General features: G+C 65.6%; 14 protein-coding genes. 9 read left to right on the top strand and 5 right to left on the bottom strand.

Annotated elements, in window-relative coordinates; genetic code table 11:
* Nucleotides 1–8 precede the first annotated feature (8 nt).
* The 7 genes from ACTHLF_RS13915 to rbsB all read left to right on the top strand — a co-directional run bounded on the left by ACTHLF_RS13915 (nucleotide 9) and on the right by rbsB (nucleotide 5,874).
* Complete coding sequence (locus ACTHLF_RS13915; protein ID WP_440327941.1) at nucleotides 9–626, top strand: hypothetical protein; 618 nt, start codon at nucleotides 9–11, stop codon at nucleotides 624–626.
* A 129-nt stretch (nucleotides 627–755) separates the two neighbouring features.
* Nucleotides 756–1,109 (top strand): gamma-butyrobetaine hydroxylase-like domain-containing protein, encoded by a 354-nt coding sequence (locus tag ACTHLF_RS13920; RefSeq protein ID WP_440327942.1) that lies wholly within the window; start codon nucleotides 756–758, stop codon nucleotides 1,107–1,109.
* 90 nt (nucleotides 1,110–1,199) lie between these two features.
* Nucleotides 1,200–2,096, top strand: a complete 897-nt coding sequence (rbsK, locus tag ACTHLF_RS13925) for a ribokinase (protein ID WP_440327943.1) — start codon at nucleotides 1,200–1,202, stop codon at nucleotides 2,094–2,096.
* Nucleotides 2,093–2,491, top strand: coding sequence for a D-ribose pyranase (gene rbsD / locus ACTHLF_RS13930; protein WP_440327944.1), 399 nt, complete (start codon nucleotides 2,093–2,095; stop codon nucleotides 2,489–2,491). Before rbsK ends, rbsD begins: the two co-directional genes overlap by 4 nt.
* Before the next feature lie 20 nt (nucleotides 2,492–2,511).
* Entirely contained in the window at nucleotides 2,512–3,972 is a 1,461-nt protein-coding gene (locus ACTHLF_RS13935; RefSeq protein WP_440327945.1) for a sugar ABC transporter ATP-binding protein, read from the top strand.
* Nucleotide 3,973: 1 nt separating this feature from the next.
* On the top strand, nucleotides 3,974–4,918 hold the full coding sequence (locus ACTHLF_RS13940; RefSeq protein WP_440327946.1) for an ABC transporter permease subunit: 945 nt from the start codon (nucleotides 3,974–3,976) through the stop codon (nucleotides 4,916–4,918).
* Nucleotides 4,919–4,938: 20 nt separating this feature from the next.
* On the top strand, nucleotides 4,939–5,874 hold the full coding sequence (gene rbsB / locus ACTHLF_RS13945; RefSeq protein ID WP_440327947.1) for a ribose ABC transporter substrate-binding protein RbsB: 936 nt from the start codon (nucleotides 4,939–4,941) through the stop codon (nucleotides 5,872–5,874).
* A 135-nt stretch (nucleotides 5,875–6,009) separates the two neighbouring features.
* Here rbsB and ACTHLF_RS13950 read toward each other — a convergent pair whose 3' ends face one another.
* Together ACTHLF_RS13950 and ACTHLF_RS13955 are read right to left on the bottom strand one after the other, a co-directional pair.
* The gene (locus tag ACTHLF_RS13950; protein WP_440327948.1) at nucleotides 6,010–8,676 is read right to left on the bottom strand and encodes a DNA translocase FtsK; all 2,667 of its coding nucleotides are present in this window, start codon (nucleotides 8,674–8,676) and stop codon (nucleotides 6,010–6,012) included.
* 61 nt (nucleotides 8,677–8,737) lie between these two features.
* Complete coding sequence (locus ACTHLF_RS13955; RefSeq protein ID WP_440327949.1) at nucleotides 8,738–9,532, bottom strand: SDR family NAD(P)-dependent oxidoreductase; 795 nt, start codon at nucleotides 9,530–9,532, stop codon at nucleotides 8,738–8,740.
* A 79-nt stretch (nucleotides 9,533–9,611) separates the two neighbouring features.
* Here ACTHLF_RS13955 and ACTHLF_RS13960 point away from each other — a divergent pair, with 79 nt between their 5' ends.
* Entirely contained in the window at nucleotides 9,612–10,049 is a 438-nt protein-coding gene (locus ACTHLF_RS13960) for a winged helix-turn-helix transcriptional regulator (RefSeq protein ID WP_440327950.1), read from the top strand.
* 113 nt (nucleotides 10,050–10,162) lie between these two features.
* On the opposite strand, the gene ACTHLF_RS13965 is transcribed toward ACTHLF_RS13960, so the two are convergent.
* The 3 genes from ACTHLF_RS13965 to ACTHLF_RS13975 form a co-directional block, all read right to left on the bottom strand.
* Nucleotides 10,163–10,921, bottom strand: coding sequence for a DUF6624 domain-containing protein (locus tag ACTHLF_RS13965; RefSeq protein ID WP_440327951.1), 759 nt, complete (start codon nucleotides 10,919–10,921; stop codon nucleotides 10,163–10,165).
* 33 nt (nucleotides 10,922–10,954) lie between these two features.
* Nucleotides 10,955–12,136, bottom strand: coding sequence for an MBL fold metallo-hydrolase (locus tag ACTHLF_RS13970; RefSeq protein WP_440327952.1), 1,182 nt, complete (start codon nucleotides 12,134–12,136; stop codon nucleotides 10,955–10,957).
* Between the two features lie 155 nt (nucleotides 12,137–12,291).
* Nucleotides 12,292–13,344 carry an NAD(P)-dependent alcohol dehydrogenase gene (locus ACTHLF_RS13975; RefSeq protein ID WP_440327953.1) on the bottom strand — a complete coding sequence of 351 codons (1,053 nt, stop codon included), beginning with the start codon at nucleotides 13,342–13,344 and terminating at the stop codon, nucleotides 12,292–12,294.
* Between the two features lie 110 nt (nucleotides 13,345–13,454).
* Between ACTHLF_RS13975 and ACTHLF_RS13980 the strand changes: the two genes are divergently transcribed.
* Entirely contained in the window at nucleotides 13,455–14,345 is an 891-nt protein-coding gene (locus ACTHLF_RS13980; protein WP_440327954.1) for a LysR family transcriptional regulator, read from the top strand.
* The last annotated feature ends 309 nt before the right edge of the window (nucleotides 14,346–14,654 follow it).

Raw genomic sequence — 14,654 nt, forward strand, 5'->3', positions numbered from 1 at the left:
TGACCACTATGGGCAAGGTTATCCAACTCAAAACGAACGGCCAGCGTGCGTCCCTGCGTGAAGCGCAGGACAGCGGCCAGCTCGTTCGTATCTGGCGCGGCGAACTCGAACACGGCAGCTTTTGCGGCTACGTGGGCGGAGTCGGCCGCGAATTTTTCCTGCTGTGGGTCATCGGCGACGGTGTCAGCTACGACGGCATGTACATCATGCGGCACCGCGACATCTCCGAATTCGAGGCACCGGACAAGCACGCCGGCTTTCTCGAGAAGGCGCTCGCCCTCAAGGGCATCGCCCCGACGCCGCCCGCCGACTTCCCCCTGGATGAGATCAGCCAGGTCGTGAAGGCCGCCGCCGCGCATGCGCCGGTGATCGGCGTGCATGTCGATAGCGAGGACGAGGCGGAGGTCTGCTACATCGGCCGCCTTGTCAGCGTCGAAGACGACGGCTTCAACATGCAGGAGATCACCCCCGATGCGGAATGGCTGCGCGAGCCGTCGTTCTTCAGCTGGGACGAGGTCTCCACGGTGAGCATGGAAGACGCCTACGCCACCTCGCTCCTCGCCGTGGCGGGCGACCCGCCGCCGCTGGAACAGGGCACCGGCGGCGGCTTCGGCCACGCTCCCTAAAAGCACTACCTAGGATGTAGGAGCTCACCCTGTGAGCGACGCCGTTCGCGGTATCGCCACAGGCCCTGAAGCGACATCGCGAAAGATGTCGCCCACAGGGTGGGCTCCTACGAAAGCTCAAAGGCTCCAATGAACCGCCCGCGCCCCCTCGACATCACCCTGCACCAGGCCTCGCGCGTGCTCGAGGTCAGCTTCGACAACGGTGAGCAGTTCCGCCTGCCCTACGAGTACCTGCGGGTGAATTCACCCAGCGCCGAGGTGCAAGGCCACGGCAAGGGTCAGAAAGTTCTTGTAGCGGGCAAGCAGAACGTGGGTGTCGAGGCCATCGAGCCCACCGGCCATTACGGTATCCTCATCCGCTTCGACGATGGCCACGCCAGTGGCATCTTCGGCTGGGACATCCTGTACGACCTTGGCCGCGCCTACGACACCGCCTGGCCGGCCTACCTCGCCGAGCTCGAGGCCAAGGGCCTTTCCCGCTGATGAAAGCATGCGCATGAAAGCATCGTGCGCAGGCTGGGCGTATATTTGCGCGCCATCCCCCTTCCGGTCCCCCCTTCGGAGCTTCGTGGCATGACGCGAATCGTTGTCGTCGGCAGCATCAACATGGATCTCGTAACCCTTGCCCCGCGCTTCGCGGGCCCGGGCGAGACCATCACCGGTGACCGCTTCCTCACCATCCCCGGCGGCAAGGGCGCGAACCAGGCGGTAGCCGCGGCACGGCTGGGCGCGCAGGTCGCCATGGTCGGCAGCGTGGGCGACGATGCGTTCGGGCAATCGCTGTACGACGGCCTGAAGGCCGAAGGCGTCGATGTCAGCCACGTCACGCGGGTCGAGGGCATCGGCAGCGGTACCGCCAGCATCACCGTCGCCGGTGGCGAGAACGCCATCGTCGTAATCCCGGCTGCGAACGGCCGCGTGACGCCGGCGCAGGTCGAAGCCGCGCGCGGCGTGATCCGCGGTGCGGACGCCGTCCTCGTCCAGCTCGAAATTCCGCTCGATGCGGTCGATGCCACGCTGCGCATCGCGCAGGAGGAGGGCGTCCCGGTCATCCTGAATCCCGCGCCCGCGCAAAAGCTGCCGCTCGCGTGGCTCGAGCGCGTGCGTTTCATCACGCCGAACCAGCACGAGCTCGCGATGGTGCTCGGTGCGCCGGCGGATACCGATTTCCGTGAGCTCATGCGTCAGGCTCCCTGCCCGGTCGTGCTGACCCGTGGCGAGGATGGCGCGTGGTTCCGCGACAAGGATGACGAGCCGCGCCACCAGGCCGGTTTCAAGGTCGACGCGGTGGATAGCACCGGCGCCGGAGATACCTTCAATGCCGCCCTCGCGGTGTACCTGGCCGAGGGCCTCGACGTGGCCGTGCGCAAAGCCTGCGCGACGGCCGCGATCGCCGTCTCGCGCCTGGGTGCGCAGGGTGGCATGCCGCGCGCCGACGAGGTCGCGGCATTCCTGGAGAGCCACCCGTGAAACGCAACGGCCTGCTACACGCCGATCTGAACCGCATCATCGCCGCGATGGGCCACACCGATACCCTGGTCATCGGTGACGTCGGCCTGCCGGTACCGCACGGCGTCCCGTGCATCGATCTTGCCGTGCTGCCCGGCACGCCGGCGTTCGCTACCGTGTTCGAGGCGATCTTCGCCGAGCTCGCGGTGGAGCGCGCGACCGTGGCCAGCGAGATCCACGCGCACAACCCGTCGATGGCCGCGCTGAAAGAGCGCCTCGAAGCCGGCGGCCTGCCAGTCGACGAGCTCTACCACGAAGACTTCAAGGCGGCGACGCGACGCGCCGTGGCCGTCGTCCGCACCGGTGAAACCTCGCCCTACGCGAACATCATCCTGCATGCCGGCGTGACCTTCTGATGGCCGCGCCGGTCGTCAGGATGCGGAACATCCATAAGGCCTTCGGCCCGGTGAAGGTGCTCGAAGGCGTCGATTTCGAATTGCTCGCCGGCGAAGTCCACGCGCTGATGGGTGAGAACGGCGCCGGCAAGTCCACCTTGATGAAGATCCTCACGGGCATCTACGCGCCCGATGAAGGCTCGATCGAAGTCGACGGCCAGCCGGTTTCCATCACGTCGCCCGCCGATGCCGAGAAGTACGGCATCGCGATCATCCACCAGGAACTCAACCTCATCCCGTCGCTGAGCATCGCGGACAACCTGTTCCTCGGTCGCGAAGTGCATCGCTTTGGCCTGCTCAACCGCAAGGCCATGGATACGCGCGCGAAGGAATGGCTGACCCGCGTCGGCATGACCAAGCTCGACCCGACGACGCTGGTGGAACGGCTTTCCGTCGGCCAGCAGCAGATGGTGGAAATCGCCCGCGCGCTCGGCCAGAAGGCCCGCCTGCTGATCATGGATGAGCCGACCGCCGCGCTCACCGAAAGCGAAACCACCACGCTGTTCAAGCTCATCCGCGAACTGCGCGAGCAGGGCACCGGCATCGTCTATGTCTCGCACCGCATGGAAGAGATCTTCGCGCTGTGCGATCGCATCTCCATCCTGCGCGATGGCCAGTTCGTCGGCACGCGAGATGTGCCTGGTCTGGCCTTCGACGAGGTGGTGAAGATGATGGTGGGGCGCACGCTCGATGCGCGCTACCCGACACGCACCCCGAAGATCGGCGACGTGCGCCTGAAGGTGGAACACATCACCGGCGGCATGGTGCAGGACATCAGCTTCGACCTGCATGCGGGTGAAGTGCTCGGCGTGGCTGGCCTGCTGGGCGCGGGCCGTACCGAAATGGCTCGCCTGCTGTTCGGCCTGGACAAGCTCGAGAGCGGCAAGGTCACGCTGGATGGCCAGGCGGTGACGCCGAAGACGCCGACGGAGGCGATCCACGCCGGCTTCGGCTTCGTCACCGAAGACCGCAAGGCGCAGGGCCTCGTGCTCGACCTCAGCCTGCGCGAGAACGTCAGCCTGCCGCGCGTTCCCGCGCACGCGGGCCTGGTCGATCGCGGCGCGGAAAAGAAACAGACGTCCGGCCTCATCGATGCGCTGAAGATCCGCACGCGCGACATGGAGCTGGACGTACGAGCGCTTTCAGGCGGCAACCAGCAGAAGGTCGTGCTGGCCAAATGGCTCGCCCTCAAGCCGCGCGTGCTCATCCTCGACGAACCGACCCGCGGCGTCGACGTGGGCGGCAAGGCCGAGATCTACCACATCATCAACCAACTCGCGGAAACGGGCGTGGCCATCCTCATGATCTCGTCGGAATTGCCGGAGGTGCTCGCCATGAGCGATCGCATCCTGGTGATGCACGAGGGCCATGCGACGGCCCTGCTCGATGCCCACGGCGCCACCCAGGAAGCCGTGATGACCGCCGCGACCGGAGGCAAGTGACATGACGCTGCAAATGAACTGGAGCCGGGCGAGCACGCTGCTCCAGCGGCTTGGCTCGGTAATCGGCCTGGTGCTGCTCTTCATCGTCCTCTCGGTGATGAGCCCCGACTTCCTCACCACGGGTAACCTGCTCACGGTGTTGCGCCAGGTCTCGATCAACGCGCTCATCGCGTTCGGCATGACCTTCGTGATCCTCGCCGGCGGCATCGATCTTTCCGTCGGTGCGATCCTCGCTTTCACCGGTGCGATCACCGCGGGCCTCATGGCGTCGGGGCATGGCATGGTGCTGAGCGTCGGTGCCGGCCTCGGGCTGGGTCTTATCCTCGGCATGGTCAACGGCGTGCTGGTCTCCTGGGGCAAGGTCGCTCCCTTCATCGCGACCCTGGGTACGCTGACGCTGCTACGCGGCCTCACGCTCTCGTACACGCAGGGCAGCCCGATCCCCGTGACGAACCAGGGCTTCGCGCTGGTCGGCGGCGGTTATGTCGCCAATCTGGTCCCGCTCCCGGTGATCTGGATGTTCATCGCCTTTATCGTCTGCGGATTCCTGCTGCGCGGCACGGTGTTCGGTCGCCACGTCGTGGCGATCGGTGGCAACGAGGAAGCGGCGCGACTCTCCGGCGTCCGCATCGCACCGATGAAGGTCGCCATCTACGGACTCTCCGGTCTTCTCTCGGCCTTCGCCGGCATCGTGCTCACCTCGCGCCTGTATTCCGCGCAGGCCACGGCGGGCCAGGGTTACGAGCTGGATGCGATCGCTGCCGTGGTGCTTGGCGGCACCAGCCTGGCCGGCGGCCGCGGCTGGCTGTTCGGCACGCTGATAGGCGCGCTGCTCATCGGTTTCCTGAACAACGGCCTTAACCTGCTGGGCGTAAGCTCTTTCTATCAGCAGGTGGTTAAAGGCATCGTTATCCTGATCGCCGTCCTGCTCGACAGGCGGCAGTGAACACCACGAGGAAACACACCATGCGCAAACTCACCTTCCTCGCCGCGGCAGCGGCCACCCGCCTTGCCGCGTGCTCGCAGCAGGGTCCGGGCGAATCCTCGCCGTCGTCTGCATCGACTGCCGGCGGCGCCGCCGCGGGTGGCAAGCCGGTGATCGGCCTTGCGCTCTCGACGCAGAACAACCCGTTCTTCGTGGAACTGAAGGATGGCGCGCAGAAAGCCGCCGACTCGGCCGGCGTGCAGCTGGTCGTGGTCGATGCGCAGGATGATCCGGCGCGCCAGATCTCCAGCGTCGAAGACCTTATCCAGAAGCGCGTCTCGGTGATCCTGCTGAACCCGACGGATTCCTCGGCGCTCGCCGGTGCGGTGCAGTCCGCGCAGCGCGCGAACATCCCGGTGATCACGCTCGATCGCGGCGTCGATGGCGCTGAAGTCGCTTCGCACATCGCTTCGGACAATATCGCCGGCGGCAAGATGGCAGCGGACTTCCTGGCCAAGCAGCTGGGTGGCAAGGGCAACATCATCGAACTGCAGGGCGTGGCCGGCACCTCCGCGGCGCGTGAGCGCGGCAAGGGCTTCGACGACGAGATCGCCACCACGGGCATGAAGGTCGTTGCACAGCAGCCGGCGAACTTCGACCGCGCGCAGGGCCTTTCGGTGTCCGAAAACCTGCTGCAGGGTAACAGCGACGTCCAGGCGATCTTCGCGCAGAACGATGAAATGGCGCTTGGCGCCGTGCAGGCACTCGCCGGCAAGAACAAGAAGGTGCTCGTCGTCGGCTTCGACGGTACGCCGGATGGCAAGAAGGCCGTGCAGGATGGCCAGATGGCCGCCACCGTCGCGCAGCAGCCGGAAGAGATCGGCCGCCTCGGCGTCGAAACCGCGAAGAAGCTGGTCGACAAACAGCCGGTGGATAAGTCGATCGCGGTGCCGCTTAAGTTGCTTACCAAGGAATAAAAAAGAACGGGCCGAAAGGCCCGTTTTTTTCTCTCGTAGGAGCCCACCCTGTGGGCGACATGTTTTCGCGAAAGAGCCACAGACCCCGCGGCGTCTCAACGAACGGCGTCGCCCACAGGGTGGGCTCCTACGCGATCAATCCTGCGGCGCGGGCGCTATGACGTCGCGCTGTCCGTTGATTCCCATCGGCGACACGATGCCCGCGCTTTCCATCGCTTCGACCAGGCGTGCCGCGCGGTTGTAGCCGATGCGGAACTGGCGCTGCACGAACGAGATGGAAGCACGACGCGTGCGCAATACGAATGCCGCGGCTTCGTCGTAAAGCGGGTCCAGCTCCGCATCGCCACCGTCTTCGCCTGGCTCAACGTCGCTCGCTTCGCTCGGCGGGCCCTGCAGGATCTCATCCTTGTAGTCGGGTTCACCAAACTGCTTCAGCCACCCGACGATGCGGTGCACTTCTTCATCACCGACGAACGCCCCGTGGATGCGCTGTGGATAACCGGTGCCAGGCGGCAGGAACAGCATGTCGCCCTGGCCGAGCAGGCTTTCCGCGCCCATCTGGTCGAGGATCGTGCGCGAGTCGATTTTCGACGAGACCTGGAATGCAACGCGCGTAGGAATGTTCGCCTTGATCAAGCCGGTGATGACGTCCACCGACGGGCGCTGCGTAGCCAGGATCAGATGGATGCCGGCCGCGCGCGCCTTCTGCGCGAGGCGCGCGATCAACTCTTCGATCTTCTTGCCGGCGACCATCATCAGGTCGGCAAGCTCGTCGATGACGACGACGATCAATGGCATCGTGTCGAGGTGCTCGGGCACCTCCGGATGCTTGGGGAACGGGTTGAACAGCGGCTTGCCCGCGGCGCGCGCTTCGCGCACCTTCTGGTTGAAGCCCGCAAGGTTGCGCACGCGCAGGTCGGACATGACCTTGTAGCGGTTTTCCATTTCCGCCACGCACCAGTTCAGCGCGTTCGCCGCGAGCTTCATGTCGGTGACCACGGGCGCCAGCAGGTGCGGGATACCCTCGTAGACAGAGAGCTCCAGCATCTTCGGGTCGATCATGATCATGCGCACGTCTTCAGGCGTGGCCTTGTAAAGCATGGACAGGATCATGGCGTTCACCGCCACCGACTTACCCGAGCCAGTGGTGCCCGCGACCAGCATGTGCGGCGCCTTCGCGAGGTCGGCGACGACTGGATCACCGGTGATGCCCTTACCCATCGCAAGCGTAAGCAGGGAGTCACTTTCGCGGTACTCGCTGGAATCCAGGATCTCCGACAACGCGATCATCTGGCGCTGCTCGTTCGGCAACTCCAGGCCCATGCACGTCTTGCCTGGAATCGTTTCGACCACGCGGATCGTGGTGCGGCCGAGGCCGCGCGCGAGGTCCTTCATCAGCGCGACGATCTGGTTACCACGCACGCCCGTTGCCGGTTCGATCTCGTAGCGCGTGATGACCGGGCCAGCCGACGCACCGACCACCTGTACGGGCACCTTGAACTCGGCGAGGCGCTGCTCGATCAGCTCACCGGTTTCCGCGAGTTCGTGCTCGCTGATGGCCAGCGCGTTCTGTGCCGCTGCGGCAAGCAAGGTCAGCGGCGGCAGGCTGATCGCGCCATGGTTCACCGTGCGCAGCGGCCGCGGCGACGGAATGTGCGTGATCGGCAGCTGCTCGGTCGGCGAGGGATCGTTGGCCGCGATGGCAAAGCGCGACACCGGTCGTGCCGGCACGGGCGCAGGCGAAGCGGGCGCTCGAGAAGACGACGGCGTGGGCGCGGGCGAGAATGACGACGAGGACGCCGGCGCGCCCGGCGGCGCGGCAGTTTCTTCGCGCGACGCGAAAGGCAATCTCGTATCGGCCGTCGCCTGCACCGGCGCAGGCTCATACGACCGCGGCGCCTCCACGCCACGCGACCCAATGTTGGAGCGCGCTTGCGCGCGATCCGTCATCGCCACCAACGGCGGCAGCACCTCGATGACCGGCTCTTGGCTAACGATTGGCGGCTGTACCGCCAGCGTGGGACGCTCGATTGATACAGGCGACTCAGTCTTCGGACCTTCGGCACCGTCCTGCACCTGCATCGCCCGCGGCGCCAGCCAGGGTTCGCGAATCACCGTATCCGGCTGGGTGCGATGGCGCGGCGGGACGGGCGTCGTCACTGACGGACGCACCGGATCCGGAGGCAGCGGCGCAGCGCGCGATAACGTTGCGGTGGCGATCGGCGCGGATGTCACTTTTCCTGCAGGCTTCGGCACGGGCTTAGCGGCACGGCGGCGTGGCGGCGTACGGTCAGCACGACGCACAGCGGCAGAAGGCTTGCGCCCCGTGGCACGCGAGGCACCACGCCGGAACAGCCGGCTGGTCCCTTCGATGGCCAGCGCACCCATGGGCTCGAGGATGCCGTTGAGGCCGACGATCGCCTGCGACCACGGCACGCCCGTGTACCAGGGCAGCGCCACGATGATCAGTGCAAGGGAGACGGCGGCAGCGATGGGTGCCGCAGGACCCGCCATGCTGCCGAGCCATCGGCACACGGCGCCGCCCACGGATGGGTCATCCGTGAAGTGGGTGATGACCAGACCTTCGAGCAGGCTGCTCGCGAGCAGCACCAGGACGAAGCCCGACCAGAAACGAATGGCGCCAGGACCTACCGTAGGCGGACGCCGCCGCCGGACAAGGGCAGCGACGACACGCCAGAGCAGGGGAAGCAGCCAGAGAGTGGAGAGCCCGAAGGCGCCGAACACGAACGAGAGCATGCCTGACCGCAAGTAACGTAACGAATGCCGCAGTTTAGCGTGCATTCGTACGTTCCGTGAGTGAAAGGTCTTCTAAGCCCCTGTCCGGGTTACCTGCCAGCCATGCTTACGCGCGGTAGCGCGGGGCGACTTCCTTGCGCGAAAGGTTCGGGCCCATCGCGTGGCGGGCCGCTTCATAGGCAAGGAACTGCGCCTCATCGTGCAGCGGCGGAATCGTGACCACTTCGCCGCGGTCGAAGCCGAGGAGGGCGGCGTCCACCAGGTCGGCGGTTTCCATGACCATGCCGGGAAGCAGGGCGTCCACATCCTTGCCGGAGTTTTCCCAGATTTCCGAGCGGGTGGCGCCCGGGAGCACGGCCTGCACGCGGACGTTCGTGTCCTTCACCCTGGCGGCGAGGCTCTGCGAAACATTGATCAGGTGGGCCTTGGTGCCGCTGTAGATGCCATCGAACATTTCCGGCGCGAAGGCCAGCACTGAAGCGATGTTGATGATGCCGCCTTTGTCGCGGGCGACGAACTGCTTCGCCGCGGCAGCGGTCAGCACGGTCGGCGCCACGGTGTTGATGGCGATGATCTGCTCGATCTTCGCGGTGTCGTTCTCGAGCAGGCTGCCTTCCAGCGAGATGCCGGCGTTGTTGACCAGCAGGGTGATCGTCGGGTCGCTGGCAAGGCGGGCTTCCACCTTCGCCACGCCTTCGCGCTGGGTCAGGTCGGCCTGGATCGCCTCGACCTTCCGGCCGGTTTCGGCGGTGATCTTCTTGCCCAGCGCCTCAAGGCGCTCGAGGCGGCGGGCGACGAGGATCAGGTCGTAGCCGCGGGCGGCGAGGCGCTCGGCGTAGACCTGGCCGATGCCCGACGAAGCGCCCGTGACAATGGCGGTGCCTTTGGATTCAGTGCTCATGACGTCTCTCCGGATGGGTGGATTGCATAGTGAAAGTAACTAGGTTGCCATACGATAGTGACGCTACTATCATTTTGCAATGGACATCGAAAAACTTTCTTCGGGCACCTGCCCCATCTCCCGTGCCCTGGCCCTGGTCGGGGATGCCTGGAGTGCGTTGATCCTGCGCGATGCCAGCCGCGGCATGACCCAGTTCGACCAATTCCGGACAAGCCTCGGCATCGCCCCGAATATTCTTTCGCGGCGGCTCAAGGCCCTTACGGAGGCTGGCGTGCTGGAGAAGCGGCGTTACAGCGAGCGGCCGCCACGCGATGAATACATCCTCACCCCGGCGGGCGTGGACTTCTTGCCGATCCTCGCCGCCATGGGCGAATGGGGCCGGCGCCACAACGGCGCAGGCCGGTTGAGCGTGCTGGTGAACCCGAAAACCGGGGAGCGGGTGGAACCGCTCGTGATCGACCGGGTGACCGGACAGCCGCTGACGCCGGCCACGATGCGGCTCGAAATGCCCGCCTGATCCGCGCTGTTGTGGGGGCGCGCTTGCGCGCGATGGGTGGTGGGCGGTGGGCGGTGGCGCTAGCACCCATCGCGTGCAAGCACGCTCCCACAGCACGATCCTGCAAGTGCGGCTTACTTTCCGGTCGTGGAAGACGCAGCGGGCGCGACGGGCGCGGGCGCGTAGTAGATGCGCAAGGCGCACTCATAGTCGGCGTGCGGCATGAGGTCCATCGTCGCGCGGCGTTCGTCGAGGTGTGCCGGGTCTTCGACAGGATCCATCTTCATGTCGGACAGATCCTTCATGTTCTTACCCAGGTACTGCGTGCCATAGCGCTGCGGCTTGCCCTGCTGGCGGAGCAGGCGATCGATAAGCATGGCGACATCGCTCTTCTTGAGTTCACCCGCTTCGCCGCGCGCGATCACCTGCGGGAGCATCGATTCCATGAACGGCACATCCGCGACCGCGTGCTGGACGAGGAGGAAGGCCGCGTTGACGCCGGCCAGGCCCACCGCGTTCGCATGCGGGAATCCGCCCTTGGTGAACTGCGTTTTCATCCAGGCGAGGTTATCCATGTCCACCTTGTTCATGGCCGCATAGCGCGCCTTGTCGTCCGGTGAGGCGATCCACTCGTTGCGCGTACGCTGGTCAAGCTCGACACGGGTGCGCAGTTCGTTGCGCAGGTCGGGATCGGAGAAACCGCCGGCGTTGTTGTCGCGCTCGATACCGGCTTCGGAAAGGGCGGGGTGCGCTTTGGCCATCTTCTCCGTCCACGCCGCCACCGCGGGGCACTTGGCCATAACCGCGTCATCCTTCGCATCGGCAAAGGCGGTGCCCGTCATCGCGAGGCAGAGGGCGGCGAGGGCGGCGCGGCGGAAGAGCGGCTGAGGCATGGGAGATTTCCTGCTTGGGTCGATTGCGGCCGGTTAACGGCAAGCCTGAGGGGTATACAGATGGCGCGGATCGCCATCCTTCGATGCGACGATCGGCGTCTGCGCGTCCGTTGACCAGGCCTGGGCGGGCCACCAGCGTGGGACCACCGGATGGGTCGTCGGTTCCACCGCCTGGCCGGGCTCCGGGATGAGAACGTCGGCGCCAACGCAACGCGCGGCCGCCAGGATCCGTTCCGGCGGCTCCGTCCATGCATGGTGGGCCAGCTTCACCAGCCCCCAGTGCACCGGGATCATCGTGCGCGCGCGCACTTCCTTGTGAACCTTCACCGCCTGCTCGGGGCCGAGGTGCCAGTCAGGCCATTGCGCGTCGTACTGGCCGGATTCGATCAGGCTCAGGTCGAAGGGGCCGTACTTCTCGCCGACCTCGGGGAAGCTGTCATTGAGGCCGGTGTCACCGGAATAAAACACACGGTGATGCGGGCCAACCACGGCGTACCCGGTCCATAGCGTCTGGTCGCTGCGTGCGCTCAGCCGCCCGGACGCATGGCGCGAGGGCGTGGAAACGATGGTGACGGCGCCGACCTTCGCTTGCTGCCACCAGTCGAGCTGGGTGATCCGGTCGGTGGGAATGCCCCAACCCACCAGGTGCGATGCGACGCCCAGCGGCACGATGAAACGCGCGCCGCGAGCGTAGAGCGCCTGTACGGAAGCGCGATCGAGGTGGTCGTAGTGGTCGTGCGAGATCACGACGACATCGACGCGCGGCAGGTGGTCGATGGATACCGGCGGCGGGTACCAGCGCTTCGGCCCAAGCCAGCCGAACGGGGAGGTGCGCTCACTCCAGAACGGATCGATCACGATGTTCGTGCCATCGATTTCGAGCAGCATCGATGAGTGGCCGAACCAGGTGATGCGCAGGCCGCTGGCGGGCGGTGCTTTATAAAGGGGCGAGGAATCGACCGTGGGAACGGGCTTGTCCGGCTCTTCGCCAGGCTTCGATTCAAAGATCTGCAGGATGCCGCCGCGCAGGTTCGAGAACATCGCCTGCGGGTTCTGGAACTGGTCGCCACGCCATTCGGGCGATTGCTCATTGCGAGCGAGGAATTCGCCTTTCGGGAGCGTACCGATGTTTGGCCACGCGGAGACGGCGACAAAGGCCAGGAAGGCGACGAGCAGCGCGGCAACGTAGCCGAGGTAGCGGAAGAAGCGCTTCAATACACGGGTCCTTTGTGACGAGGTCACCTTATCACCATGCCGCAATACGTAGGAGCCCACCCTGTGGGCGACGCTTCTCGCGACAACGCTACAGATCCTGCAGCGGTGACGTGGAAGATGTCGCCCACAGGGTGGGCTCCTACGGTGCGTGTCGCTTAGTTCTTCGGCATCGATGCCATGTCGATCACGAAGCGGTAGCGCACGTCGTTCTTCGCCAGGCGCACGTAGACCTCGTTGATGTCGGCCATCTTGACCATCTCAACGTCGGACACGATGTTGTGCTCGGCGCAGAAGTCCATCATCTCCTGGGTCTCGGCCATGCCGCCGATCGCGGAACCGGCGACGGTGCGACGCGGAAGCATCAGAGCGCCACCCGGGAACGCATCCAGCGGGGTGAGGGCGCCGACGAGGACCATCGTGCCATCCAGCTTCAGCAGCGAGAGGTAGGGCAGGATGTCGTGGCTGACCGGCACGGTGTTGAGCAGGAAATCGAACTTCGACGCCGCGGCTTCCATCTGCTTCGGGTCGGTCGAAACGAGGACGTCATCCGCGCCGAGACGCTTCGCGTCGGCACCCTTCGCCTCCGAGGTGGTGATCATGGTCACGTGCGCGCCCATGGCCTTGGCGAACTTCACGCCCATGTGGCCGAGGCCGCCGAGGCCGATCACGCCCACCTTCTGGCCCGGGCCCACCTTCCAGTGGCGCAGCGGGGAGTAGGTGGTGATGCCGGCGCAGAGCAGCGGGGCAGCAGCCTTGAGGTCGAGCTTGTCGGAGACCTTCACCACGAAGCGCTCTTCGGTGACGATGTCGGTCGAGTAGCCGCCCTGGGTCACGGTCTTCTTGTCCTGCTCGGTACCGTTGTAGGTAAAGCTGGTGTGGACCGTGCAGTACTGCTCGAGATCCTTCTTGCACGACTCACAGGTGCGGCACGAGTCGACCATGCAGCCGACACCGGCGTAGTCGCCGACCTTCAGCTTCTTCACTTCGGAGCCGACGGCCTTCACGCGGCCGATGATTTCGTGGCCCGGGACCATCGGGAAGGTGGAGTTACCCCAGTCACCCTTGGCCTGGTGGAGATCGGAGTGACAGACGCCGCTGTAGAGGATCTCGATATGCACGTCGTGCGGACCGACGTCGCGGCGGTCGAACTTGAACGGGACGAGGGGCGACGTGGCGTCTTTGGCAGCAAAACCATGGACTTCGAACATGGGTGTCATCCTCTGCAGGGGTAAACAGGAAAGCGGGGAACGATAACCCTCAACAATCCGGCGCGCCAACGCGATTATTCGGACGTATCGTTGAGGTATTCTTGATAATCATGCGTCCGGATAATCTCTCTCATCTCGCCGCCTTCGCGGCGGTCGCCCGCCACGCCAGCTTTCGGAAGGCGGGTGCTGAACTGACCTTGTCGACCTCGGCGATCAGCTACGCCATCCGTGGGCTGGAGGAACGACTCGGCGTCACCTTGTTCCACCGCACGACGCGCAGCGTCTCCCTTACCGAGGCGGGCCAGAGGCTGCTCGAGCGCCTGCAGCCTGCCCTGCGCGATGTCGGTGATGCCCTGGAAGAAATGAACGACTTCCGGGCCCACCCCGCGGGAACGCTCCGCCTGAACATGCCACGCTCGGCCGGCCAACTCTTGTTGCCACCGCTCCTTCCGGGCTTCCTCGCCACCTACCCGGATATCCATTTCGAGGCCGTGGACGACGATGGGCTGATCGATATCGTCGCCGGGGGATATGACGCGGGTATCCGATTCCACGAGGCGGTGCCCGAGGACATGATCGCCGTCCCCTTTGGTGGCATGCAGAAGGGCGCCTGCGTCGCCTCGCCCGATTACCTGGCCCGGCGCGGCGTGCCGCTGCATCCGTACGACCTGATGCAGCACGACTGCATCCGTTTCCGCTTCTCCAGCGGCCGGCTCTATAAGTGGGAGTTCGAGCAGGGCGAGACCAAGCTGGAACTGGATGTCCGCGGCCGCTGCACGTTCGGCGACCTCTGCGTGTCGATCGATGCCGCGCTAGCCGGCGTCGGCCTGACCCTGGTCCTGGACGACCAGATCGATGAGTACGTCCGCGAAGGCAAGCTGGTACGCGTCCTCGAGGACTGGTGCCCGCCGTACCCCGGCTTCATGCTCTATTACCCCCGCCAGCGCCGGGTCACCTCGGCCCTCCGCGCCTTCATCGAATACCTCCGCGAACACACCTGAAAGTTAGGAATTTCAACCAGTTGTGGGAGCGCGCTTGCGCGCGATCGGCCCCGCGTCACGGCCGCAACCGCTAGCACCCAACCATCCCGAGGCGTAAACTGACCCGATTGCTGCGCCGCACAACGGCGCCCGCCCACGTCCCAGGCCGCCTCTCCCAATGACTTCCGCCGCCCCCGCACTCGATCCGGGCACCCCGCCCGTCCGCGCGCCCCATGTCGGGCTCGTCATCCTCGCCCTGGCTGTCGGCGGCTTCGCCATCGGCACGACCGAATTCGCCTCGATGAGCATGCTGCCGCTGTTCGCGCAGGG

The sequence above is a fragment of the Luteibacter sp. genome (genome assembly GCF_051958795.1).
GTDB lineage: Bacteria > Pseudomonadota > Gammaproteobacteria > Xanthomonadales > Rhodanobacteraceae > Luteibacter.